The sequence below is a fragment of the Streptomyces sp. NPDC054765 genome (genome assembly GCF_053612065.1).
The window spans coordinates 25,614-47,693 of record NZ_JBSHBP010000043.1 but is presented as its reverse complement, the minus strand read 5'-3'; the positions used below and the strand labels follow the sequence as shown (position 1 = coordinate 47,693).

Here is a 22,080-nt window from a genome sequence, read left to right as displayed (position 1 = left end):
GTTCACTTTCCGTTCATCCACTCTCCGTACGGTCCCAACGACACTGACCTTCGAACTGATTGCCTGGGTGAATGGAACACATCACGCTTCTCATCGGGATCGTGATCGTCACGGCCTTGGTGTTCGACTTTACGAACGGCTTCCACGACACGGCCAACGCAATGGCCACCACCATTTCCACCGGGGCATTGCGACCCAAGACCGCGGTGGCGATGTCGGCAGTGCTCAACCTCGTCGGTGCGTTTCTGTCCGTGGAGGTGGCCAAGACCATCTCCGGCGGGATCATCGACGAGGGCGCCGGCATCAGACCTGAAGTGATCTTCGCCGGCCTGGTCGGCGCGATCGTCTGGAACCTGCTGACCTGGCTCGCGGGGCTCCCCTCCAGTTCCTCCCACGCGCTGTTCGGCGGTCTGATCGGCGCGACCCTGGTGTCCGTCGGCACCCACGGGGTGCACGGCGAGGCCGTGGTCATGAAGGTCCTGATCCCGGCGGTGGCCGCGCCGTTCGTGGCCGGCCTGGCCGCGATGGCGGCGACCCGGCTCACCTACCGGCTGACCCGCAACCGCGACGAGGCGGACACCGCCAAGGGCTACCGCGCGGGGCAGATCGCCTCCGCCGCCCTGGTCTCCCTCGCCCACGGCACCAACGACGCCCAGAAGACGATGGGCGTGATCACCCTCGCGCTGATCACCGGCGGGGTCGTCGCCCCGCACGCCGACCCGCCGCTGTGGGTCATCGCCTCGGCCGGTCTGGCCATCGCGCTCGGTACGTACCTGGGCGGCTGGCGGATCATCCGCACCATGGGCAAGGGCATCACCGACATCCAGCCGCCGCAGGGCTTCGCCGCCCAGACCGGCGCCGCGGCCACCATCCTGGCCTCCTCCCACCTCGGCTTCGCGCTCTCCACCACCCAGGTCTGCTCCGGTTCCGTGATGGGCTCGGGACTGGGCCGCAAGGGCGGCGTGGTGCGCTGGTCCACGGCCGGCCGGATGGTTCTCGCCTGGGGCCTGACGCTGCCGGCCGCCGGTGTGGTCGCGGCGGGCGCCGCGTTCCTCGCCGGCCAGGGCAACTGGGGCGTGGCGGCGGTGGCCGTCCTCGCGCTGGGCATCTGCGGTGCGATCCGGGCCGCCTCCCGGCGCAAGCCGATCGACCACACCAATGTCAACGAAGGCGCGGCCGCGGAGCCGGTGGGTGTGGTGACCGCCGCGCTGCGCACCGTCTCGCCTCCCCCGGCGGGCCGGCCGGCTCCGGCGGCCGGCGCACCGGAGTCCGCCGAGGCCCCGGCCCCGGCGTCCGGCACCGACGCCCCCGCTTCACCCCCTGCTTCACCCCCCGCTTCACCGGCGCCGCGTGCCAAGGCCGCGACGGTCTCCCGCTAGCTGTCATCTCCTAAGGAACCCCAAGGAACCCCATGACCATCGATTGGGCAGCTCTCGGCCAGGTCTTCGGCGTCACCCTCGTGGTGACGGTCGGGATCGTGGGCCTGTTCACCGTCGGCATCGTCGGTACGTCCCGCAGGCCGCAGCAGGAAGGTGCGGTGGCCGCGGTCGCCGCACCGGGCGCGCGGGCCGGTGCGGTGGCCGCCTTCGCCCTGTGCGCGGCGGCCGTGGCCTATGGCATCTATCTGATCGTCGCCGCCTGAGCCTGCCGGAGACGGCAGCGGGCAGCGACGACGGACGGGACGAGGCGTCCGGCGGACCACGGCATCAGCCGTCGTCCGCCGGGCGCCTCGTCGGTTGTCCGCCCCGCCCGCCGAGCGCGTCATCGGCCTCCCGGGCCAGCTGGTCGGCAATGGCCGTGCCGCCGGGGCCGTTGAGGTAGGCGGACACCCCGAGCTGTACGACCTTGCTGAAGGTCTGGTAATGGGCGCTGCGCGGGCGCGGTTCGGCCGCCAGCAACGCCTCGTGCAGGGTGCGGGTGTCGGGCCGCGGCTCCGGTCGGCCGGCGGTGCCGTGCTCCGCGCCGGCGGGCGACGGCGGGCAGTGCGGCGCCCCGGCCGTCTCCCGGTACGCCGTCTCCCGGGTCGCCGCGAACCCCCGCTCCAGCAGACAGCGTTCACTGTCCGGGCTGGTCAGTGCCTCGATCAGGGACCGGGCGCCGGACGGCCGCCTGCTGCCGGCCGAGATCGCGAGATTCTGCCCGCCCAGTACGGACATCCGTTTGCCGTCGCTGCGGCGGGCCGGGAGCTGGGTGACGTCGAACTGCACGCCGGGCGTGAGCTTCCCGGCGACCGAGGCGTACTCGACGGGCCAGTTGCGCATGAACAGCGCGCGGCCGTCGGCGAACCAGCGGCGGCTCTCGGTCTCGTCCATCGTGGTGGCCTCGTGCGGCATGATCGAGTCGAGCCGGGCCTTGAGGTCGGTGACGCCCTGTTGGAGCGCGCCGACCTGTGCGTCCTTGGTGAAGCTGGTGGCGTCCGGGTCGCCGCCGTTGGCCCAGGCCGACTCCAGGGTGTTGACGGTCAGCCCTTCGTAGGGCCGCAGCTGGGCGACCATGCCGTACATCACCGGCGGCTTCTTGTCGTGTCCCTTGGCGTCCCGGACGGCCTCGCGGTTGTAGTCGCCCGCCACGTCCTGCGCCGTCTTCCGCAGCTCGTCCCAGTCGGACGGGACCGCACGGCCGAACTTTTTGAGGATGTCCTTGCGGTAGTAGAGCAGCCCGGCATCGGTGTTGAAGGGCACGCCCCACACCTTGCCGCCGTACTCCACCGTCTTGGCCACGCTGTCGAGGAAGTCGCCGTCCAGGCTCGCGGCCCAGGGACGGATGAGGCCGGCCTCGGCGAACTCCGCGGTCCAGGCGACATCGAGGTTGAGCACGTCGTAGCCGCCGTTGCCGGACTGGCCGGCCGCCAGCAGCTGGCTGCGCTGGCCGTCGGCGGTGTCCGGGAGCTTGACGATCCGGACCGTGCGGCCGCTGTCCTTCTCCCAGGCGCGGATCAGTTCCTGGCGGATGCCGGAGCTGCTGAGATCGCTGCCGGTGGCGAGGACGATCGCGCCCCGCTCCGGGAGGGTCTGCTCCTGCGGCGTACAGCCGCTCACCGCCAGGACCAGGGCCAGACAGGCCGGCGCGGCGGGCCCGGCGGTGCGTGCGGCGGTCATCGGTCTCCCTTTGTGGCCGTGCCGATGGAGGCGATCCGTCCGGCCAGCGTGTCGACGGCCTGCGGGCCGCTGGGCACGCACTGGCCGAGGGAGGCGGCGGCCAGTTGCCGGAGGGCGAAGGTGTCACAGCCCGATTTGCCCATCACCAGCGCCAGGATGGGCACAGGTGGCCCCTTCTTGACGAGCGTGCTGAGGGTGCCGTCCACGCTCGCCGCGCGCCCGCCCGCCCCGTCGTCCTGGTCGAGGAGGAGCACGATGGCCTTGTTGGTGGCCGGGGACGTCTTCATCTTCTGTACGGCGCGGGTCAGTGCCTCCTCCATCGCGGCACCGTGGCCGACCAGTTCGCGGTCCGGGTTGCCCGCGATCCGGTCCAGCGCGGCCTTGCCCCGGGCCGGGTCGGCGCTGCCGGGCGGGACGAGCTCGCGCACCGCGTAGCGGTCCTGGGGGTGCGCGTGGTCCGGGAAGGTCCACAGGCCATAGGTGTGGCGCGCGCCGGCCAGCTCCAGGGCGCGCCCGGCCGCGCTCACGGCGATCGGGAGCCGGCCGCTCTCCGCCATGGAGGTGGAGGTGTCCATCAGGATCAGCACCTGGCTGGAGCGCTGTGCCTTGTCGTAGCCGTCCAGGACCTGGGCCACCTGGCCGGGACCCGCGGTGAAGGCAACGGTGGGGGCGAGGAGGCTGACGTCCGCGCGGCTCTCCAGCAGCGGGGAGCCCGGTCCCGGGGCGCTGCCCCGCACCCCGCGGTAGCCCTGTGCGTTCAGGGTGCGCCGGCCGCCGTCCGGGGCGCGCAGCCATTGCGCGAAGCCGGCCACGGCGGCCTGCCGCGGGGTGGCGTCCGTGGCACCGTGCCAGTCGACGCGGACCAGGGGGTGGTCGAGCGCGGGGACGTTCTGCGGGTAGTAGGCGACGTACCGGTCGCGCAGCGGGAGCGGGGAGTCCAGGGCCGGGCAACTGCCGATGGCGTGGCCGAGGTTGTAGTCGGCGAGGGACTTCTCCGACACCAGCGGCGCGGACTTCGTCCGGTCGACGGAGCCGGCCGCGTCCGTGTCGGGGCGCAGCGAACACAGCAGTTCGGTACTGCCCGCGTACTGGCTGCCCGGGGCGGAGAGCCGCTCCTCGGCCTGCCGGGCGAGGGCGGGGTCGGGCGCACCCGGCGAGGCGGCGTCCGGGCCGTCGTGGGCGAGGTAGAGGCCGACGGTGTGCAGCAGACCGGTGCCGGACAGTACGGGGCTCGGCCGCAGGAGCCTGAGGTCTTGGTGGGCGCTGTCGGTCCCGGTGAGCAGCTCCGGCCAGGAGGCGCCGGCCGGTTCGACGTCGTCCAGCCGCCGGTGCGCCGGGATGCCGACGACGAGGGGGGTGTAGGCGACCGGGGCCACGTAGTGCAGCGTGGCCGGGGAGCCCTTGAGGGGCATACCGCGGCGGGCCTCGTCGTAGTCGGCGGTGGATTCCGGGATCCAGATGTCGGGCTGCGGTCCCGGCCGGTAGAGGGGGTCGGTGCCCTGGTCGTCCGGCCGGCCCCGGCCGGTGCCGCGTGCCTCGCCCTGCCAGCGGTCGGCGGCCGCGAAGCCCCGGTCGATCTGGTCCCTGGCGGCGGAGTAGACGGTGATCTGGGCGCGCCGGCAGCCGTCGGGGAGGTCGCCCTCACCGCGGAGCGGACGGGTGTTGGCCTGGGACATCTCGTAGTCGAAGGCCGCCTGGCGCAGCGCGGGTTCGGCCTCGGGGGCGGTGAGCAGCCGCAGTTCGAGGGCGGGCGGGCAGGGTGCTTCGGCGTTCGGGAGGTTCAGCAGGACGACGCCCGTGGTGGCCGGTACGAGGACGACCGCCAGGACCAGCAGGATTCCGGGCCAGTGCCGCAGGTACGACTTCAGCCGGCGGCGTAAGCGGATCCGCAGCGGGGTCGGGGGCCGGGCCTCGGGGGTGGCGAAGGACAGGATGACATCGTCGACGGTGTTCTGCTTGGCCGAGCGCGGCTCCCACACGTCGCCCATCGGGGTCCGTTCGCCGGCCAGCCGCTCGCGCAGCTCCCGGACGAGGTCCTCGAAGGTGACGCACCGCTTGCCGGGCAGGCCCCGCTCCAGGGTCTGCGCCACGGCACGGGTGAAGACGCTGCCCCCGGCGGGTTCCTCGCCGCTGAAGATACGGCGGTTGGGCTGCGCGGCCATCAGCAGCGACGTGGGCTTGCGGCAGGAGTGGAAGGCCTCGCTCGCGTTGCCGGCGTAGCAGCACTCCAGGACGATCACGATGCGGTCGGCCCGCGCGTTGTCCAGATAGGACAGCACCATGTCCTGCCAGGAGACGGTCTTGTGACGCCGTTCCGAGGCACCGACCATGAGGTGCAGATTGCCGCCGTCGCGGCCCACCCGCCCGTGGCCGGAGAAGTACACCAGCAGCAGCCCGCGTGCCTCCTGGGTGACGGTGTCCAGCGCCTGTTCCACCTCCCAGGGCTCCTGGGGGCGGCAGATGACGACCTCGCCCTCGGTGAACAGATCGGTGCCGGGGGCGAGCAGGGCCCGCTCCAGGGCCTGGGCGTTGTCCTTCACCGCGGGGAGCGGGCGCAGGGTGCGGTAGTCGTCGACACAGATCAGCAGCGCCCGGTTGCCCTTGCCCCGTGCGTCGTATTCGGACATCCGGCTCAGTCCCCGGCGGTGCTGCCGCTCCCGTCCGCCGGACTGCCGGGATCGGGGTGTTCGGGGGACGGGGCGTCCGGGCCCGCGTCGCCGAGCGCGCGCAGGTCCTCGTCACCGCCGCCGACCGCGACGGCGGGCCGTTCGCCGGTGTCCCGTTCCTCGCGGCGTCGTCGCAGCCACTCCTGCAGGGCGATGCTCAGGCTCTTGGTGATCTCGGTGGCGACCGCACCGACGATGACCAGGATCAGATCGTCGACGCCGGCGGCCATCTCGCCGGGGCCGTCGTCGCCCTCGTCCGCCGGCCGCGGCCGCAGCGCCCAGTCGTGCTGCCTCCGGTCCAGCCACGGCTCGCGCTCCAGCCACGCCTTGAGGTCCTCGATGTCCTGGTCAGGATTGTTCGTGCCCGTGATCCTGATGCGGATCTCGTGGCGGTCAGCGCGCTGCGGCATCCCCCGGCCCCCTTCCGGCGGCCCCGTCACCGCCGTGCACCAGATAGTGACGCGGGATCAGGGGCGCGGGCAACCGTCTGTGACGCGGCTGCCACGCTGTGGCGTGCACCACAGGCCGTGCCACAGGGCAGCGTCGCAGGTCAAGGGGGAGTTGACGGGCATTCGCGGGGCGTGGTGGACTGCGCGGGCCATACGGCGACAGCTGAGGAAGTCCGGTGCGAATCCGGCGCGGTCCCGCCACTGTCACCGGGGAGCGTTCCTCCAGCGAAGGCCACGGTCCGCCTCGCCTGCGTCCGACGGCGCAGGCAGGGACTGGAAGGCCGGAGGAGTCGCCGATCCGGGAGCCAGGAGACTCTTGTCGCCGTCACGTCGAGCCAGGGCGCGGACCCTGAGTGAGGACATACCGCCATGCCCGGCCGCCTTTCAAGAGTTCCACTGCCCGCTGCCGCAGGGCCCCTTCGAGGCGTCGCGGGCCGGGCAGGACGTGGTGGACACGCCGTAGCGGCGGTCTGATCCGATGCGCGGCGAACACGCGGGATATGCGTGCGGCGCGGCTCTCGGCTTTCTCGGCGACCTGATCGCGGCGGACCCACGGCGCGGCCATCCGGTGGCCGCCTTCGGCCGGGCCGCGGGCGCCGTCGAGCGCCGGCTGTGGCGCGATCACCGCGGATACGGGGCGGTGCATGCCGTGCTGTGCGCCGGCGGTGCCGCTGCCGGTGCCGCGCTGGCGCAGCGCGCCGTACGGGCCGCCGTCCCGGCTCCGCTGCGCGGCGGCGCCCACATCGCGCTGACCGCGGCGACGGTCTGGGCCGTGCTGGGCGGCACCTCGCTCGGCCGGGAGGCGCGGGCCGTCGGCGGTGCGCTGACGGCGGGTGACCTGGACGTGGCACGGGAGCGGCTGCCGCATCTGTGCGGGCGCGATCCACAGGCGCTGGACGGGCCGCAGATGGCCCGCGCGGTGGTGGAGTCGGTCGCCGAGAACACCTCGGACGCCGTGGTGGGCGCCCTGGTCTGGGGCGCGCTGGGCGGGGTGCCCGGCCTGGTGGCGTTCCGGGCGGTGAACACCCTGGACGCGATGGTGGGGCACAAGTCGCCGCGCCACCGCCGTTTCGGCTGGGCCTCGGCCCGCCTTGACGATGTCGCCGGCTGGCCCGGCTCCCGGCTGACCGCCGCGCTGACCGTGCTCGCGGGCCCCGGCCGGCGCGGTGCGCTGCGGGCCTGGCAGGCGGACGGCGGCGCGCACCCCAGCCCCAACGCGGGCCCGGTGGAGGCGTCGTTCGCGGGCGCGCTGGGCGTGCGGCTGGGCGGCACGCTGGCGTACGGCGGGCGGGTGGAACACCGTCCGGTGCTCAACGACGGGGCGCCGCCGGTCGCGGTGGCCGACATCGAGCGGGCGGTGCGGCTCTCGCGGCGGGTGAGCGTGCTGGCGCTGGTGACGACGGTGGCGGCGCGGCCGGTGGCCGGCGCGGTGCGGGCAGCGGTGGCCCGGGGGCGCAAGGCGGGCCGGGCATGACGCCGCAGACCGTTTTTTCCCCGCTGCCCGCCCCGCTTCGGGGGGCGGGCGGGTGCGGTGACGCGCCGGGCCGTGGTGGCAGCGGCGCGTACGGCTCACAACGGCCGGGGTCCCGGCGCAGGAGGAGGACCCGGTGAACGGGCGGTGGAAGGCATCAGGCGGGGCCGTCGGCGGTGGCCTGTTGGTGGCCGGTACGACGTCCGACGCCGGCAAGAGCGTGGTGACGGCGGGGATCTGCCGCTGGCTGGCCCGCCAGGGCGTGCGGGTGGCGCCGTTCAAGGCGCAGAACATGTCGCTGAATTCGTTCGTCACGCGTGAGGGCGCGGAGATCGGGCGGGCCCAGGCGATGCAGGCCGCCGCGGCGCGGGTGGAGCCGACCGCGCTGATGAATCCCGTCCTGCTCAAACCGGGCAGTGACCGCAGCAGCCAGGTGGTGCTGCTGGGGAAGCCGGTGGGCGAGCTCAGCGCCCGGGGGTACTTCGGGGGGTCCGGGGGGCCGTCCCCCGGGAAGACGCAGTACGCGGGGCACCGGGAGCAGTTGCTCGGCACGGTCACCGACTGCCTCCAGGAGCTGCGGCGGACGTACGACGCAGTGATCTGTGAGGGCGCCGGCAGCCCCGCCGAGATCAATCTGCGGCGTACGGACATCGTGAACATGGGCCTCGCACGGGCCGCCCGGATCCCGGTGGTCGTGGTCGGCGACATCGACCGCGGCGGTGTGTTCGCCTCCTTCTTCGGCACCACCGCGCTGCTGTCCAAGGAGGACCAGGCGCTTCTCGCGGGCTATCTGGTCAACAAGTTCCGGGGCGATGTGTCGCTGCTGGAGCCGGGGCTGGAGATGCTGCGCGGTCTCACGGGGCGGCAAACGCTCGGTGTGCTGCCCTTCTCCCACGGGCTCGGCATCGACGAGGAGGACGGGCTGAGGGTGTCGCTGCGCGGCGCGGTGCGCGAGAGCGTGGTGGCCCCGCCGCACGGCGCCGAGGTGCTGCGGGTGGCGGTCGCCGCCGTACCGCTGATGTCGAACTTCACGGACGTGGATGCGCTGGCCGCGGAACCGGGTGTGGTGGTGCGGTTCGTGGACCGGGCCGAGGAGCTGGCCGACGCGGACCTGGTGGTGCTGCCGGGGACCCGGGGCACGGTCCGGGCGCTGCAGTGGCTGCGCGAGCGCGGGCTCGCGGACGCGGTCGCCCGGCGGGCCGCCGAGGGCCGCCCGGTGCTGGGCATCTGCGGCGGTTTCCAGATGCTGGGCGAGCGCATCGAGGACGACATCGAGTCGAAGGCGGGCGCGGTCGACGGGCTGGGGCTGCTGCCCGTACGGGTGCGGTTCGCGGCGGAGAAGACCTTGGCCCGGCCGGTCGGCGAGGCACTGGGCGAGCCGGTGGCGGGCTACGAGATCCACCACGGGGTCGCCGAAGTGACCGGCGGGGACGAGGCGTTCATGTCCGACGGCCAAGGGCGCAGCCTGGACGGGTGCCGGTCCGGCTCCGTATGGGGCACGCACTGGCACGGTTCGCTGGAGAGCGACGGCTTCCGGCGGGCCTTCCTGCGGCGGGTCGCGGCGGACGCGGGCCGGGCGTTCGTCCCCGCCCCCGGCACCAGCTTCGCCGCCCTGCGCGAAGAGCAGCTGGACCGGCTCGGCGATCTGATCGAGGAGCACGCCGACACCGGCGCGCTGCTGCGGCTGATCGAGCAGGGGGTACCGGAGGGGCTGCCGTTCGTGCCTCCGGGGGCGCCATGAGGGCCCCGAAGGCACGACATCACCCCCGCGAGCGCGGGGAGCAACGCAGCAGCTCCACGAGGTGTTCGTGCAGCAGCGGACCACCCCTGCTCAGGCAGGGCCAAGGGCACAAACGTGCCGTATAGAGCACCCAGTTCGACCGGCAACGGACCAAACCCACTCGAAGGAGTGATCACCAGATGAGCACCCGGTATCCGTTCACCGCCGTCGTCGGCATGGACGAGCTACGGCTGGCGCTGCTGCTCAACGCCGTCAGCCCTGCGGTGGGCGGAGTCCTCGTCCGTGGCGAGAAGGGGACGGCCAAGAGCACCGCCGTGCGCGCGCTGGCAGATCTCCTGCCCGACGTTGCGGTTGTCCCGGGCTGCCGCTTCAGCTGCGATCCCACCGCGCCGGACCCGCAATGTCCCGATGGGCCGCACGAGATCCGTCCGGGCGAGTCCCGCCCGGCCCGTATGGTCGAGCTTCCGGTGGGCGCCTCGGAGGACCGGTTGGCCGGTGCGCTCGACATCGAGCGCGCGCTCGCCGAGGGCGTCAAGGCCTTCGAACCGGGCCTGCTGGCGGACGCACACCGAGGGATCCTGTACGTCGACGAGGTCAACCTCTTGCACGACCATCTCATCGACCTCCTCTTGGACGCGGCCGCGATGGGCGCCTCCTACGTGGAGCGCGAGGGCGTCTCCGTACGGCATGCGGCGCGCTTCCTGCTCGTCGGCACCATGAACCCCGAAGAGGGCGAGCTGCGGCCGCAGCTGCTGGACCGGTTCGGTCTCACCGTCGAGGTCGCCGCCTCGCGCGAGCCCGACCGGCGGGTGGCGGTGGTCCGGCGCCGGCTGGCGTACGACGCCGATCCGGCCGGCTTCGCGGCGCGCTGGGCCGCCGAGGAGGACGCGCTGCGCCACCGCATCACCGCGGCACGGGAGTTGCTGCCGGACGTGACCCTGGGGGATGCGGCGCTGCGGCAGATCGCGGCGACCTGCGCGGCGTTCGAGGTGGACGGGATGCGTGCGGACATCGTGATGGCGCGGACCGCCACGGCGCTGGCCGCGTGGGCGGGGCGGACCGACGTCCTGGAGGAGGACGTACGGCAGGCCGCGCTGCTGGCGCTGCCGCACCGCCGGCGCCGTAACCCCTTCGACGCGCCCGGCCTGGACGAGGACAAGCTCGACCGGACGCTGGAGGAGTTCGGCGGGGCGGACGAGAGCACGGACGGCGATGACGACCCGGACCCGGACGGGCCGGACGGCGGCCCCGGCGGGGGCGGCCCGGACGGTGGCGGACAGCCGCCACAGGACGGCGGGGACGGCGGCCCGGAGGAGTCTTCACCCACGCAGCAGCCCGAACTCCCGCACCAGCAGGAGCGGGAGACCCCGCAGGCTCCGGAGTCCCCCGGGGCCCCCGAGCGGCCCGAGGAGCAGCCCGCGGCCCCGGAGCAGGCCCAGGAGGGCACTCCGGCCGCGGGCGGGGAGAAGGCGGCCGTCGGCGCCGGCGAGCCGTTCCGTACCCGGCGGCTGGATGTGCCGGGCCTGGGCGAGGGCGCGGACGGCCGCAGGTCGCGGGCACGGACCGCGCACGGCCGGACGACCGGGGCGCGGCGCCCGCACGGCGCCCTGGGCAAGCTGCACCTCGCGGCGACGGTGCAGGCCGCCGCGCCGCACCAGCGGGCCCGCGGGCGCCACGGGCGGGGCCTGGTGGTGCGCCGGGACGATCTGCGCGAGGCGGTGCGTGAGGGGCGGGAGGGCAATCTGGTCCTGTTCGTCGTGGACGCGTCCGGGTCGATGGCGGCGCGCAAGCGGATGGGCGCGGTCAAGGGCGCGGTGCTCTCGCTGCTGCTGGACGCCTACCAGCGGCGCGACAAGATCGGCATGGTCACCTTCCGGGGCAGCGGCGCCGAGCTGGTGCTGCCCCCGACCTCCTCGGTCGAGGCGGGTGCGGCCCGGCTGGAGCAGCTGCCGACGGGCGGCCGTACGCCGCTGTCGGAGGGGCTGCTGCGGGCCCATGAGGTACTGCGGGTGGAGCGGATGCGGGACGCCTCGCGGCGGCCGCTGCTCGTGGTCGTCACCGACGGACGGGCGACCGGCGGCCCGGAGCCCGTGGTGCGGGCCGCCCGCGCGGCCCGGCTGCTGGCCGGTGCGGGCACCGCTTCGGTGGTCGTGGACTGCGAGGCCGGGCCGGTGCGGCTGGGTCTGGCCGGCGAGCTGGCCCGTGAGCTGCAGGGCACCGCGGTCACCCTCGACGAACTGCGCGCGGACAGTGTCTCCGCGCTCGTACGGACCGTGCAAGGCAACAGGAAGGCCGCGTAATGCCGCAGGGACAGCCGTCCGTCGTACCGAACGACGGGCTCACCACCCGCCAGCGCCGCAACCGTCCGCTGGTGTTCGTCCACACCGGCCAGGGCAAGGGCAAGTCCACCGCCGCCTTCGGGCTGGCGCTGCGCGCCTGGAACCAGGGCTGGCCGGTCGGGGTGTTCCAGTTCGTGAAGTCGGCCAAGTGGAAGGTCGGCGAGGAGCGGGCGCTGAAGGTGCTCGGGGAGTCCGGCGAGGGCGGCACCGTCGCCTGGCACAAGATGGGCGAGGGCTGGTCCTGGGTCCAGCGCGACATCGCCTCCAGCGAGGAGGCGGCGCGCGAGGGCTGGGAGCAGGTCAAGCGGGACCTGGCCGCGGAGACGTACAAGCTGCTGGTGCTGGACGAGTTCGCCTACCCGCTGAAGTGGGGCTGGATCGACACCGACGAGGTGGTGTCGGCGCTGCGCGACCGCCCCGGTACCCAGCATGTCGTCATCACCGGGCGGGGCGCCCCCGAACCGCTGCTGGACTTCGCGGATCTGGTGACGGACATGACCAAGGTCAAGCACCCGATGGACACCGGCCAGAAGGGCCAGCGGGGCATCGAATGGTGAAGCGGGTGAGCGCGGTATGAGCGGTGGCTCGATCCCCCGGCTGGTGATCGCCGCGCCGTCGTCGGGAGCCGGCAAGACGACGGTGGCCACCGGCCTGATGGCGGCGTTCGCCGAAGCCGGGCTCGTGGTGTCGCCGCACAAGGTGGGCCCCGACTACATCGATCCGGGCTATCACTCCCTCGCCACCGGCCGTCCCGGCCGCAATCTGGACGCCTATCTGTGCGGGCCCGGCCGGATCGCGCCGCTGTTCCTGCATGGCGCGGCGGGCGCCGATCTCGCGCTCGTGGAGGGCGTGATGGGGCTGTTCGACGGGGCGTCCGGCATGGGCGAGCTGTCCTCGACGGCGCAGGTGGCCAAGCTGCTGCGGGCACCGGTGGTGCTGGTGGTGGACGCGTCCTCGCAGTCGAGGTCGGTGGCCGCGCTGGTGCACGGTTTCGCCTCCTGGGATCCACAGGTACGGCTGGCCGGGGTGATCCTCAACAAGGTCGGCTCGGACCGGCACGAGGAGCTGCTGCGGGAGGCGATGGACTCCTCCGGTGTGCCGGTGCTGGGCGCGCTGCGCCGGGACGGGCGGGCCGGTACGCCGTCCCGTCACCTGGGCCTGGTGCCGGTCGCCGAGCGGCGGGCCGAGGCCGTGGAGTCGGTGGGCGAACTCGCCGCGCGGGTCCGCGAAGGCTGCGATCTGCAGGCGCTGCTGGCGCTGGCGCACACGGTGCCGGAGCTGCCGGACGCCCCCTGGGACCCGGCGGCCGAGGGGGCCGCCGCCCGGGTGGCCTCCCCGGGAAAGCCGCTGATCGCCATCGCGGGCGGCGCCGCGTTCACCTTCTCGTACGCCGAGCACGCCGAGCTGCTGGCCGCGGCGGGCGCCGAGGTGGCTCCTTTCGACCCGCTGCGGGATGAACAACTGCCGCCCGGTACCCAGGGGTTGGTGATCGGCGGCGGCTTCCCGGAGATATATGCGCCGGATCTGTCGGCGAACGCACCGCTGCGCGCCGAGGTGGCCGCGCTGGCCGCCTCCGGGGCGCCGGTCTCCGCCGAATGCGCCGGGCTGCTCTACCTTTCCCGGTCGCTCGACGGGAAGCCGATGTGCGGGGTGCTGCCGGCCGAGGCGCGGATGACCGAGCGGCTCACCCTCGGCTACCGCGAGGCGGTGGCGCTGCGGGACAACGCGCTGGCGACGGCCGGGACCCGGGTGCGCGGCCATGAGTTCCACCGCACGGTGCTGGAGCCGGGCTCGGGCGCGGACCCGGCGTGGGGGCTGACGCACCCGGAGCGGCGGGTGGAGGGCTTTGTGAGCGGCGGGGTGCATGCCTCGTATCTGCATGTGCACTGGGCCGCCGAACCGTCGCTGGCCGGGCGGCTGGTGGCGAGCGCGGCACGGAGCGCAGCGGTCCGGAGCACCGCCCGGTGACGCGCGGAGGCGACGGCGGGGCGGCCGGGCCGGTGGCGCCCGGCGGCCGGTGGCCCAAGGAGCCGGTCCCGGCCGGGTCCACGGGGCTCACCGCGGTCCTGGCGGGCCGGCCCGGCCGGGCCTCCTTCGGCCGGGGAGCCGTCGCGGTATGACCCGCCGGGCGGACGGCGGGGCCGGCGGGCCGACCGCGCCGCTGGTCGCCGGCGTGGGGGCGCGCCGTGGTGTCCCGGTGTCCGAGGTCCTGGAGCTGGTCACGGCCACTTGCGCGGCGGCGGGGTACGCCACCGGGCAGATCGTGGCGCTGGCCACGGTGACGGCCAAGGCGTCCGAACCCGGACTGACCGGGGCGGCCCGGGAGCTGGGGGTGCCGTTGCGGTCGTTCCCGGCGGCGGCCCTGGCGGCCGTACGGGTACCGGAGCCGTCCACGGCCGCGGCGGCCGCCGTCGGAACGCCGAGCGTGGCCGAGGCGGCCGCGCTGCTGGCCGCGGGGCCGGGTGCCGTACTGGCCGCCGGGAAGCGGAAGTCCGCACCGCCGGCCCGTGCCACCTGTGCGCTCGCGGCGCCGGCGGTATCGGACATCGCCGCCCATACCGCTGGTGGAGAGGGAGCGACCGCCGGACCCTCGGGCCGTGCGGCTATCGTCATGACCTCCCTCAACCCGCCCCGCCACGGCCCGGATCGGCGGACGGCGGTCGTCGGCGACCCGGCGCCCGACAGCGCAACCCCCGGTACCAAGGAGACCCAGTGACCACTCCTCCCGCACTGCTCATCGCCGGTCACGGCACCCGTGACGAAGGCGGGGCCGAGGCTCTGCGCGCGCTGGTCCGTGTGCTCGGCGAGCGCCACCCCGAAGTGCCGGTCGCCGGCGGGTTCTTCGGCGCCCCGGCCGCTCCCCTGCCGCTGGGCGACGCCGTCGACGGGCTCGTCGAGCGGGGCGCGACCCGGCTCGCCGTCATACCGCTGCTGCTGGCCCCGACCGGGCCGGTACCGGAGGCGCTGCCCGTGGCGCTGGAGCGGGCGGCGGAGCGCCACCCCTCGCTCGACTACGCCTGCGGCGCCGAGCTGGGGCCGCATCCCAAGCTGCTCGACGTACTGGAGCGGCGGCTGGACGAGGCGCTGGGCGGCGGCGCCCGCCGGCCCGAGGACCGGGCCCGTACCACGGTGCTGCTGGTGGGGCGCGGCGCGGCCGATCCCTACGCCAACGCCGAGGTGGCACGCGCCGCGCGGCTGCTGTGGGAGGGCCGCGGCTTCGCGGGCGTGGAGACCGCGTTCGTCTCGCAGGCGGCACCCGATGTGCCGACCGGCCTGGACCGGTGCCGGACGCTGGCGGCGGGGGCCGGCGGGCCGGCCCGGATCGTGGTCCTGCCCTACTTCTTCTTCCCCGGCGGCCTGCTGGAGCGCCTGCGGATGCAGGCCGAGGGCTGGGCCGCGGCGCACCCCGGCACGGAGGTGCTCGGCGCGGAGGTGATCGGCCCGGAGGCCGAGGTGGCCGAGGTGGTCATGGAGCGCTACCGCGCGACGGTGGCGGGCGATCCGCTGCTGAGCGGCGCGCCGTGCGGTGACCGGGCGGCGGCGGGGGACGCCCGGGAGACGGACGGCACGGGACGGCAGACGGCTCCCTGGGCCACCGGCACCGGGGAGCGGTGAGCATGCCGGCACACACCGGGTCCGTACCGCTTCGGGCCCCCGAGGACACCCCCGCGCACGAGCCCGATCTGCGGCACCACGGCGATGCCGAAGTACGCGACGCGGAAGGCGCATGGACGGATCTGGCTGATCTGACCGATCTGGCGGTCAATGTCCGCAGCGGCACTCCCCCGGCCTGGCTCAAGGCACGGATCGCCGCGTCGCTGGACGGTCTGGCCGCCTATCCCGACGGCCGGGCGGCGCGCCGGGCGGTCGCGGCGCGGCACGGTCTGCCCGTGGAACGGGTGTTGCTGACCGCGGGGGCCGCCGAGGCGTTCGTGCTGATCGCGCGCGCCGTACGGGCCCGCCGGCCGGTCGTGGTGCATCCGCAGTTCACCGAGCCGGAGGCGGCGCTGCGGGACGCCGGGCACGCTGTCACACGGGTGCTGCTCGACCCGCACGACGGCTTCCGGCTGGATCCGGCCGCGGTGCCCGAGGACGCCGATCTGGTCGTCGTCGGCAACCCCACCAACCCCACCTCGGTCCTGCACCCCGCGGGCTCGCTGGCCCGGCTGGCGCGGCCCGGCCGGACGCTGGTGGTGGACGAGGCGTTCATGGATGCGGTGCCCGGTGAGCGGGAGGCGCTGGCCGGCCGCACGGATCTGCCGGGCCTGGTCGTGCTGCGCAGCCTCACCAAGACCTGGGGGCTGGCCGGGCTGCGGATCGGCTATGTGCTCGCCGCCGCGGACACCGTCGCCGCCCTGGAGCGGGCACAGCCGCTGTGGCCGGTCTCCTCCCCCGCGCTGGCCGCCGCCGAGGCGTGCTGTACGCCGAAGGCGCTGGCCCAGGCTGCGGCGGCGGCCGAGGAGATCGCCGTGGACCGGGCCCATCTGCTCGCCCGGCTGGGCGAGTTCGGGCAGATCCGGGCGGCCGGCCCGGCGGCGGGCCCGTTCGTGCTGATCCGGCTGCCGGACGCGGACGGGGTACGGGCCGCGCTGCGGGCCCGCGGCTTCGCGGTACGCCGCGGTGACACCTTCCCCGGCCTGGGCGACGGATGGCTGCGCCTCGCGGTGCGGGACCGGGCCACGACGGACCGGTTCGCGGCGGCGCTGGGAGAGGTCCTCACGTAGCGGCACCTGGCGGACCTCCGTGGCGCGGGGAACGGGGCCGGCGGCAAGGGTCGTGCAGGCCGGGAACCCGCCGGGACCCCGGCACACCACGAAGGGCCCCGGCGAGGGTGAGGTGCGCCGTACGGCCGTCACCGGCCCGTACGGCGCACCTCGGGCCGTACTCCGCGCGCGACGCCCCCACAGCACCGGCGCGGTGTACGGGGTCGGTCAGCCGCGGGCGCCCTGCGCGGCGTTGCGGCGCCGGCGGGCGTAGCCGATCGATCCGGCGCCCGCGGCGACGAGCAGGGCCGCGCCCCCGGCGAGATACGGGGTGGCCGAACTGCCGCCGGTCTCGGCGAGGTTCCGGGTGCCGCCGGTCACCGCGGTGCCCTTGCCCTCGACGGGCTTGGCACCGCCGTCCGGCTTGGTGCCGCCGGTCTGTCCGCCGCCGGTGCCGTTGTGCTCGGGCGCCTTGGCGCCCGGCGCGGTGCAGGTGGCCCGCGCCAGCGTGACCCGGCCGTGCACCTCGGCGACGTTCAGCTTCAGCGGGTTGAGGGAGACCTTCAGATCGAGCGCGGTGGCCGCGGCGCTCCGGGACAGGACGCTCTTCTTGGACAGGTCGAGCCGTACCTCGCCGACGCCCGGCACCTTGACGTCCGTCGTACCGCCCGCCGTGAGCCTGACCCGCTTGCCCAGGACCAGCACGTCGCCCAGCACGTTCGACTCGGCCCGGGGCCGCTTGCCCGCCTCGCACACCGCCCGGGAGGTGACCTGCTCGACCTCGACCAGGGACAGCAGCGACAGGCCGGGCAGATGCACCTTCGCCTTCACGAGGTTGGCGTAGCCCTCGGTCCGGTCACGGCCGGCGGTGGCCCGCGCGGTGGCGGCGTCGGCGCGCAGCACGCTGAACGGCCTGCCCTGGTTGATGCCGTCGAGGTTGACGGTGAGCGCGGTCTTGCCCGCCGAGGCCGGGGCGTGCACCTCGTTCAAGGCGGCGTTCAGCGGGACGTCGAGCGTCTTGTTGAGCAGCCCGACGTTCAGGCCGGTGCGCAGTACGACCGCGTCGGCGGTGCCGCGGGCCGGGCCGTGGTCTCCGGTGGCATGCGCGGGCACGGCGCCGAGCAGGAGGGCGGGGCCGGCCGTGAGTGCGGTGGCGACGAAGGTCGCCGCGAGGCGCCGGGGCATGCCGGAGGAGCGGGTGGGACTGGTGGACACGTGTGTGGAACCCTCACAGGAGAAATGGAGCCGCCGGCCGCGCCAATGGGGGACATCACGCGGGCCGACGACCTCGACCCGCACATCGTGTCCGCACGGAGGGTGAACGGGCAGCCACGTGACGTCAGTTCATCCCAATGGGTGGTTTTCGCGCATCTATTCGATTCCCGCGACCCGGGGCATCCCCCACGCCACAGCGGCCCCACCGCCCGGGTGACCCCGGTTGACCGGGCCGGTTGCCCCGGGTCACCCCGTCGGAGCAACCCGGGCCGACGGCTGCCGGCTACCCCACGACCTGCCCCCGCAGCACCACCCGCCGCGGCGCGGCCAGTACCCGGACGTCCTCGCGCGGATCGCTCTCGTAGACCACCAGGTCCGCCGGGGCGCCCTCGGTGAGCCCGGGGCGGCCGAGCCAGTCCCGGGCGCCCCAGGTGGTGGCGGAGAGGGCCGCGACGGCGGGCAGACCGGCCCGGGTCAGCTCGGCGACCTCCTCGGCGACCAGACCGTGGGCGAGCGAGCCGCCGGCGTCCGTGCCGGCGAAGACGGGCACCCCCGCGTCGTAGGCCGCCCGTACGGTGTCGTAGCGGCGGGCGTGCAGGCGCCGCATGTGGTCCGCCCAGCGCGGGAACTTCTCCGCGCCGCCGTCCGCCAGCCGCGGGAAGGTGGCGATGTTGACGAGCGTGGGGACGATGGCGACGCCGCGCTCCGCGAACAGCGGGATGGTGTCCTCGGTGAGGCCGGTGGCGTGCTCGATGCAGTCGATGCCGGCCTCGACGAGCGGGGCGAGGGAGTCCTCGGCGAAGCAGTGGGCGGTCACCCGGGCGCCGAGCCGGTGGGCCTCGGCGATGGCCGCCTCGACCGCGCCACGGGGCCAGCAGGCCTCCAGATCGCCCGTGGAGCGGTCGAGCCAGTCGCCGACGAGCTTGACCCAGCCGTCGCCGCGGCGGGCCTCCCGGGCGACGTAGGCGACCAGATCCGCCGGCTCGATCTCATGGGCATAGTTGCGGATGTAGCGCCTGGTACGGGCGATGTGACGGCCGGCCCGGATGATCCTGGGCAGATCCTCGCGGTCGTCGATCCAGCGGGTATCGGAGGGGGATCCGGCGTCCCGGATCAGCAGGGTGCCGGCGTCACGGTCGGTGAGCGCCTGTTTTTCGCTGGTGGGGGCGTCCACCGGGCCGTGTGCGTCCAGGCCCACGTGGCAGTGGGCGTCGACCAGGCCGGGCAGCGTCCAGCCCGTCACGGTGGTGGCATCCCGTGCCATGGCCGGCCGGTCGAAGGTGACCCTCCCGCCGACCACCCACAGCTCGTCACGCACGTCGTCCGGCCCGACGAGGACCCTCCCCTTGAGGTGCAGCACCGCACCTTCACTCATGGACGTCATACCGGCACTCTAGGCGGCGTCACACAGCGTGCTGCCGCGGCGGTCATCCCCGCACCGGGGCCGCACACCCCCGCCGCTCCCCGGAAACCCCGCGCTCTTCCGTGCTTTTCGCGCCGGTCGCTCTCCGTATCGCTTCCGTACGTTCTCCGCACAGTTTCGCGTATGTTCCGCGTGCACTCCCGGTCATCTTCTCGCGCATGTTCTTGCAGGTCTTGCCATGGGCTTGCCGGGCGGGTTTCGATGGGCGTTACGCCGAGCCTTCTGGGGGCAAATTCCCAATTCCCCTGGCGTACAGCTTCCCGTATTCTTCTGCCCGCTTTTCCGCACCTCAAACGCCAAGATTTTGCTAGTAGCAGGTTCCGTAATTCGGACGGATCTCATAGACGTTACGGAGCTGTGACCGACTACACAACGTGTCCGTTTCGCCCCGAACATCCCGGTCAAATCGGGGCATCTCGCGGTGAGATCGCGCGTACGGGCGCCCCCGCGCGATAACACATCCTGAGCGCTTCCGTAACCCCTGCCCACGATGCAATTTCCTTTTTCCCTGGGTAAATTTAATTTCTATGACCGCCGCACAAGCAGACCATGCAAGTGCCCGAAGCGATATCAGAGAATTTCCGGAGGGCTTCAAGCTCGACACCCCACGCGTGGAGGACGGAGCCGCGATCTGGCGTATCGCCCGCGACTCGAAGGCACTGGACCTCAACTCCTCCTACAGCTACCTCCTGTGGTGTCGCGACTTCGCCGCCACCTCCGTAGTCGCCCGCGACGCGGAGGGCGAGCCGGCCGCCTTCGTCACCGGATACATCCGCCCCGAGTGCCCGGACATCCTCGTCGTCTGGCAGGTCGCCGTCGACGACGCGCACCGTGGCCAGGGGCTGGCGGCCGCACTCCTGGACGGGCTCACCGCCCGTGCCCTGGCGGAGCTGGGCATGCGTTTCGTCGAGACCACCATCACTCCCGACAACGCCGCGTCCAACCGGTTGTTCGCGTCCTTCGCAGAGCGGCACTCAGTGCCACTCAAGCGCGAGGTGCTCTTCGACGCGGGGCTGTTCCCCGAGCAGGGCCATGAGCCGGAGGTCCTGCACCTCATCGGCCCGTTCGAGCCACCAGCCCGCCCGGAGCACTGACGCCCCCAGGACCGCGCGGCCACCGTGCCGCAGCGGCCGTGCGGGACCCGGCACCACACCCGTGACACCGCCGGCCCCGCCCAGCCCCCCAACAGACTTCCTGATCCTTTTTCGCCACTCATCTCCCAGGAGCATGCTGTGACCATCACCCAGCCCGATCTGAGCGTCTTCGAGACCGTGGAGTCGGAGGTGCGCAGCTACTGCCGTAGCTGGCCCACCGTCTTCGACCGTGCGCAGGGCAGCCGCATGACCGACGAGGACGGCCACACCTACCTCGACTTCTTCGCCGGGGCCGGGTCGCTCAACTACGGCCACAACAACCCCGTCCTCAAACGCGCCCTGATCGACTACATCGAGCGGGACGGCGTCACCCACGGCCTGGACATGTCCACCACGGCCAAGCGGGCGTTCCTGGAGTCGTTCCAGAACATCATCCTGCGGCCGCGCGACCTGCCCTACAAGGTCATGTTCCCGGGCCCGACGGGCGCCAACTCCGTCGAGGCCGCGCTCAAGCTGGCCCGCAAGGTCAAGGGCCGCGAGTCGATCGTGTCCTTCACCAACGCCTTCCACGGCATGTCGCTGGGCGCGCTCGCGGTCACCGGTAACTCCATGAAGCGGGCCGGCGCCGGTATCCCGCTGGTGCACGGCACCCCGATGCCGTTCGACAACTACCTGGAGGGCACCTACCCGGACTTCCTGTGGTTCGAGCGGCTGCTGGAGGACCAGGGCTCCGGCCTGAACACCCCCGCCGCCGTGATCGTCGAGACGGTCCAGGGCGAAGGCGGCATCAACGTCGCCCGTGCGGAGTGGCTGCGCGCCCTCGCCGACCTGTGCGAGCGCTGGGACATGCTGCTCATCGTCGACGACATCCAGATGGGTTGCGGCCGTACGGGTGCCTTCTTCTCCTTCGAGGAGGCGGGCATCGTGCCGGACATCGTCACCGTCTCGAAGTCCATCAGCGGCTACGGCCTGCCGCTCGCGCTCACCCTGTTCAAGCCTGAGCTGGACATCTGGGAGCCGGGCGAGCACAACGGCACCTTCCGCGGCAACAACCCCGCGTTCGTCACCGCCGCCGCCGCGCTGGACACCTACTGGGCCGACGGCCAGATGGAGAAGCAGACTCTCGCCCGCGGTGAGATCGTCGAAGCACACCTGAAGGCCATCGTCGAGGAGCACCCGCAGGCCATCGCCGAGTACCGCGGCCGCGGTCTCGTCTGGGGCCTGGAGTGCATCGACAAGAGCCTTGCCAACAAGATCGCCAAGCGCGCCTACGAGCTGGGTCTGCTGATCGAGACCTCCGGCCCGGAGAGCGAGGTCGTCAAGCTGCTGCCCGCACTGACGACCACCCCCGAGGAGCTGGACGAGGGTCTTCGTGTCCTCGCCCGCGCGGTCCGCGACTGCGCCTGACCACTCCAGAGCTCCTTAACCGTTCCACAGAAAGGCACCGAGTCACCGTGATCGTCCGATCCTTCAAGGACATCGAAGGCACCGACCGCCACGTCAAGGCCAAGTCCGGTACCTGGGAGAGCAAGCGCATCGTGCTCGCCAAGGAGCGCGTCGGCTTCTCGCTGCACGAGACCACCCTGTACGCCGGTACGGAGACGTCGATGTGGTACGCGAACCACATCGAAGCCGTACTCTGCGTGGAGGGCGAGGCCGAGCTCACGAACGACGAAACCGGCGAGAAACACCTCATCACGCCGGGCACGATGTACCTGCTCGACGGGCACGAGAAGCACACCATGCGGATCAAGAAGGACTTCCGCTGCGTCTGCGTCTTCAACCCGCCGGTCACCGGCCGCGAGGACCACGACGAGAACGGGGTCTACCCGCTGCTCACCGAGCCCGAGTCGGAGCCCGAGACGGTCTGAGGCGGTGGCA

19 protein-coding genes and 1 riboswitch are annotated in these 22,080 nt (G+C 73.4%); of the genes, 14 read left to right on the top strand and 5 right to left on the bottom strand.

Annotated features, from left to right (window positions below; translation table 11 throughout):
- Nucleotides 1-71: 71 nt before the first annotated feature.
- Nucleotides 72-1,379 (top strand): anion permease, encoded by a 1,308-nt coding sequence (locus ACWGJY_RS25070; RefSeq protein WP_453263085.1) that lies wholly within the window; start codon nucleotides 72-74, stop codon nucleotides 1,377-1,379.
- Nucleotides 1,380-1,411: 32 nt separating this feature from the next.
- On the top strand, nucleotides 1,412-1,642 hold the full coding sequence (locus ACWGJY_RS25065; protein WP_453263084.1) for a hypothetical protein: 231 nt from the start codon (nucleotides 1,412-1,414) through the stop codon (nucleotides 1,640-1,642).
- A 64-nt stretch (nucleotides 1,643-1,706) separates the two neighbouring features.
- Here ACWGJY_RS25065 and ACWGJY_RS25060 read toward each other — a convergent pair whose 3' ends face one another.
- Genes ACWGJY_RS25060 through ACWGJY_RS25050 form a run of 3 tightly spaced genes read right to left on the bottom strand, consistent with a single transcriptional unit; the run spans nucleotide 1,707 to nucleotide 6,174 of the window.
- A complete protein-coding gene (locus tag ACWGJY_RS25060) occupies nucleotides 1,707-3,098 on the bottom strand; it encodes an extracellular solute-binding protein (RefSeq protein WP_453263083.1) in 1,392 nt (463 codons plus the stop codon).
- On the bottom strand, nucleotides 3,095-5,725 hold the full coding sequence (locus ACWGJY_RS25055; RefSeq protein ID WP_453263082.1) for a caspase family protein: 2,631 nt from the start codon (nucleotides 5,723-5,725) through the stop codon (nucleotides 3,095-3,097). The genes ACWGJY_RS25060 and ACWGJY_RS25055 overlap by 4 nt, the downstream gene beginning before the upstream one ends.
- 5 nt (nucleotides 5,726-5,730) lie before the next feature.
- Complete coding sequence (locus ACWGJY_RS25050; RefSeq protein ID WP_453263081.1) at nucleotides 5,731-6,174, bottom strand: hypothetical protein; 444 nt, start codon at nucleotides 6,172-6,174, stop codon at nucleotides 5,731-5,733.
- A gap of 205 nt (nucleotides 6,175-6,379) precedes the next feature.
- Nucleotides 6,380-6,528, top strand: a riboswitch (cobalamin riboswitch).
- 163 nt (nucleotides 6,529-6,691) lie between these two features.
- Between ACWGJY_RS25050 and ACWGJY_RS25045 the strand changes: the two genes are divergently transcribed.
- From ACWGJY_RS25045 to cobC, 9 genes are all read left to right on the top strand, one after another.
- Nucleotides 6,692-7,687 (top strand): cobalamin biosynthesis protein, encoded by a 996-nt coding sequence (locus tag ACWGJY_RS25045; RefSeq protein WP_453263080.1) that lies wholly within the window; start codon nucleotides 6,692-6,694, stop codon nucleotides 7,685-7,687.
- 133 nt (nucleotides 7,688-7,820) lie between these two features.
- Entirely contained in the window at nucleotides 7,821-9,425 is a 1,605-nt protein-coding gene (locus ACWGJY_RS25040; protein WP_453263079.1) for a cobyric acid synthase, read from the top strand.
- 179 nt (nucleotides 9,426-9,604) lie between these two features.
- A complete protein-coding gene (locus tag ACWGJY_RS25035) occupies nucleotides 9,605-11,725 on the top strand; it encodes a putative cobaltochelatase (protein ID WP_453263078.1) in 2,121 nt (706 codons plus the stop codon).
- The gene (gene cobO / locus ACWGJY_RS25030) at nucleotides 11,725-12,321 is read left to right on the top strand and encodes a cob(I)yrinic acid a,c-diamide adenosyltransferase (protein ID WP_453263077.1); all 597 of its coding nucleotides are present in this window, start codon (nucleotides 11,725-11,727) and stop codon (nucleotides 12,319-12,321) included. The genes ACWGJY_RS25035 and cobO overlap by 1 nt, the downstream gene beginning before the upstream one ends.
- Before the next feature lie 16 nt (nucleotides 12,322-12,337).
- The gene (locus ACWGJY_RS25025) at nucleotides 12,338-13,732 is read left to right on the top strand and encodes a cobyrinate a,c-diamide synthase (RefSeq protein ID WP_453263076.1); all 1,395 of its coding nucleotides are present in this window, start codon (nucleotides 12,338-12,340) and stop codon (nucleotides 13,730-13,732) included.
- Complete coding sequence (locus ACWGJY_RS25020; RefSeq protein ID WP_453263075.1) at nucleotides 13,729-13,884, top strand: hypothetical protein; 156 nt, start codon at nucleotides 13,729-13,731, stop codon at nucleotides 13,882-13,884. Before ACWGJY_RS25025 ends, ACWGJY_RS25020 begins: the two co-directional genes overlap by 4 nt.
- The gene (locus tag ACWGJY_RS25015) at nucleotides 13,881-14,480 is read left to right on the top strand and encodes a cobalamin biosynthesis protein (RefSeq protein WP_453263074.1); all 600 of its coding nucleotides are present in this window, start codon (nucleotides 13,881-13,883) and stop codon (nucleotides 14,478-14,480) included. The genes ACWGJY_RS25020 and ACWGJY_RS25015 overlap by 4 nt, the downstream gene beginning before the upstream one ends.
- Nucleotides 14,477-15,379 (top strand): sirohydrochlorin chelatase, encoded by a 903-nt coding sequence (locus ACWGJY_RS25010; RefSeq protein ID WP_453263073.1) that lies wholly within the window; start codon nucleotides 14,477-14,479, stop codon nucleotides 15,377-15,379. The genes ACWGJY_RS25015 and ACWGJY_RS25010 overlap by 4 nt, the downstream gene beginning before the upstream one ends.
- A gap of 2 nt (nucleotides 15,380-15,381) precedes the next feature.
- The gene (cobC, locus tag ACWGJY_RS25005) at nucleotides 15,382-16,488 is read left to right on the top strand and encodes an Rv2231c family pyridoxal phosphate-dependent protein CobC (protein ID WP_453263072.1); all 1,107 of its coding nucleotides are present in this window, start codon (nucleotides 15,382-15,384) and stop codon (nucleotides 16,486-16,488) included.
- 207 nt (nucleotides 16,489-16,695) lie between these two features.
- Here cobC and ACWGJY_RS25000 read toward each other — a convergent pair whose 3' ends face one another.
- Both ACWGJY_RS25000 and ACWGJY_RS24995 read right to left on the bottom strand, forming a co-directional pair.
- Nucleotides 16,696-17,652: an SCO1860 family LAETG-anchored protein gene (locus tag ACWGJY_RS25000; RefSeq protein ID WP_453263117.1), complete on the bottom strand. Its 957-nt coding sequence runs from the start codon at nucleotides 17,650-17,652 to the stop codon at nucleotides 16,696-16,698.
- 313 nt (nucleotides 17,653-17,965) lie between these two features.
- Nucleotides 17,966-19,057, bottom strand: a complete 1,092-nt coding sequence (locus ACWGJY_RS24995) for an amidohydrolase family protein (protein WP_453263116.1) — start codon at nucleotides 19,055-19,057, stop codon at nucleotides 17,966-17,968.
- Between the two features lie 575 nt (nucleotides 19,058-19,632).
- On the opposite strand from ACWGJY_RS24995, the gene ectA reads away from it, so the two are divergent.
- From ectA to ACWGJY_RS24980, 3 genes are all read left to right on the top strand, one after another.
- On the top strand, nucleotides 19,633-20,199 hold the full coding sequence (gene ectA / locus ACWGJY_RS24990) for a diaminobutyrate acetyltransferase (protein WP_453263071.1): 567 nt from the start codon (nucleotides 19,633-19,635) through the stop codon (nucleotides 20,197-20,199).
- A gap of 138 nt (nucleotides 20,200-20,337) precedes the next feature.
- Complete coding sequence (gene ectB, locus ACWGJY_RS24985; RefSeq protein WP_453263070.1) at nucleotides 20,338-21,606, top strand: diaminobutyrate--2-oxoglutarate transaminase; 1,269 nt, start codon at nucleotides 20,338-20,340, stop codon at nucleotides 21,604-21,606.
- Nucleotides 21,607-21,653: 47 nt separating this feature from the next.
- Nucleotides 21,654-22,070, top strand: coding sequence for an ectoine synthase (locus ACWGJY_RS24980; protein ID WP_453263069.1), 417 nt, complete (start codon nucleotides 21,654-21,656; stop codon nucleotides 22,068-22,070).
- The last annotated feature ends 10 nt before the right edge of the window (nucleotides 22,071-22,080 follow it).

Bases quoted from the DNA above. Each gene is read 5' to 3' on its own strand.
- cobC (WP_453263072.1), top strand. From the start codon at position 15,382: ATGCCGGCACACACCGGGTCCGTACCGCTTCGGGCCCCCGAGGACACC.
- ACWGJY_RS25035 (WP_453263078.1), top strand. From the start codon at position 9,605: ATGAGCACCCGGTATCCGTTCACCGCCGTCGTCGGCATGGACGAGCTA.
- ACWGJY_RS25000 (WP_453263117.1), bottom strand. From the start codon at position 17,652: ATGCCCCGGCGCCTCGCGGCGACCTTCGTCGCCACCGCACTCACGGCC.
- ACWGJY_RS25065 (WP_453263084.1), top strand. From the start codon at position 1,412: ATGACCATCGATTGGGCAGCTCTCGGCCAGGTCTTCGGCGTCACCCTC.
- ACWGJY_RS25060 (WP_453263083.1), bottom strand. From the start codon at position 3,098: ATGACCGCCGCACGCACCGCCGGGCCCGCCGCGCCGGCCTGTCTGGCC.
- cobO (WP_453263077.1), top strand. From the start codon at position 11,725: ATGCCGCAGGGACAGCCGTCCGTCGTACCGAACGACGGGCTCACCACC.
- ACWGJY_RS25070 (WP_453263085.1), top strand. From the start codon at position 72: ATGGAACACATCACGCTTCTCATCGGGATCGTGATCGTCACGGCCTTG.
- ACWGJY_RS25015 (WP_453263074.1), top strand. From the start codon at position 13,881: ATGACCCGCCGGGCGGACGGCGGGGCCGGCGGGCCGACCGCGCCGCTG.
- ACWGJY_RS25025 (WP_453263076.1), top strand. From the start codon at position 12,338: ATGAGCGGTGGCTCGATCCCCCGGCTGGTGATCGCCGCGCCGTCGTCG.
- ACWGJY_RS25055 (WP_453263082.1), bottom strand. From the start codon at position 5,725: ATGTCCGAATACGACGCACGGGGCAAGGGCAACCGGGCGCTGCTGATC.
- ACWGJY_RS24995 (WP_453263116.1), bottom strand. From the start codon at position 19,057: ATGAGTGAAGGTGCGGTGCTGCACCTCAAGGGGAGGGTCCTCGTCGGG.
- ACWGJY_RS25045 (WP_453263080.1), top strand. From the start codon at position 6,692: ATGCGCGGCGAACACGCGGGATATGCGTGCGGCGCGGCTCTCGGCTTT.
- ACWGJY_RS25050 (WP_453263081.1), bottom strand. From the start codon at position 6,174: ATGCCGCAGCGCGCTGACCGCCACGAGATCCGCATCAGGATCACGGGC.
- ectA (WP_453263071.1), top strand. From the start codon at position 19,633: ATGACCGCCGCACAAGCAGACCATGCAAGTGCCCGAAGCGATATCAGA.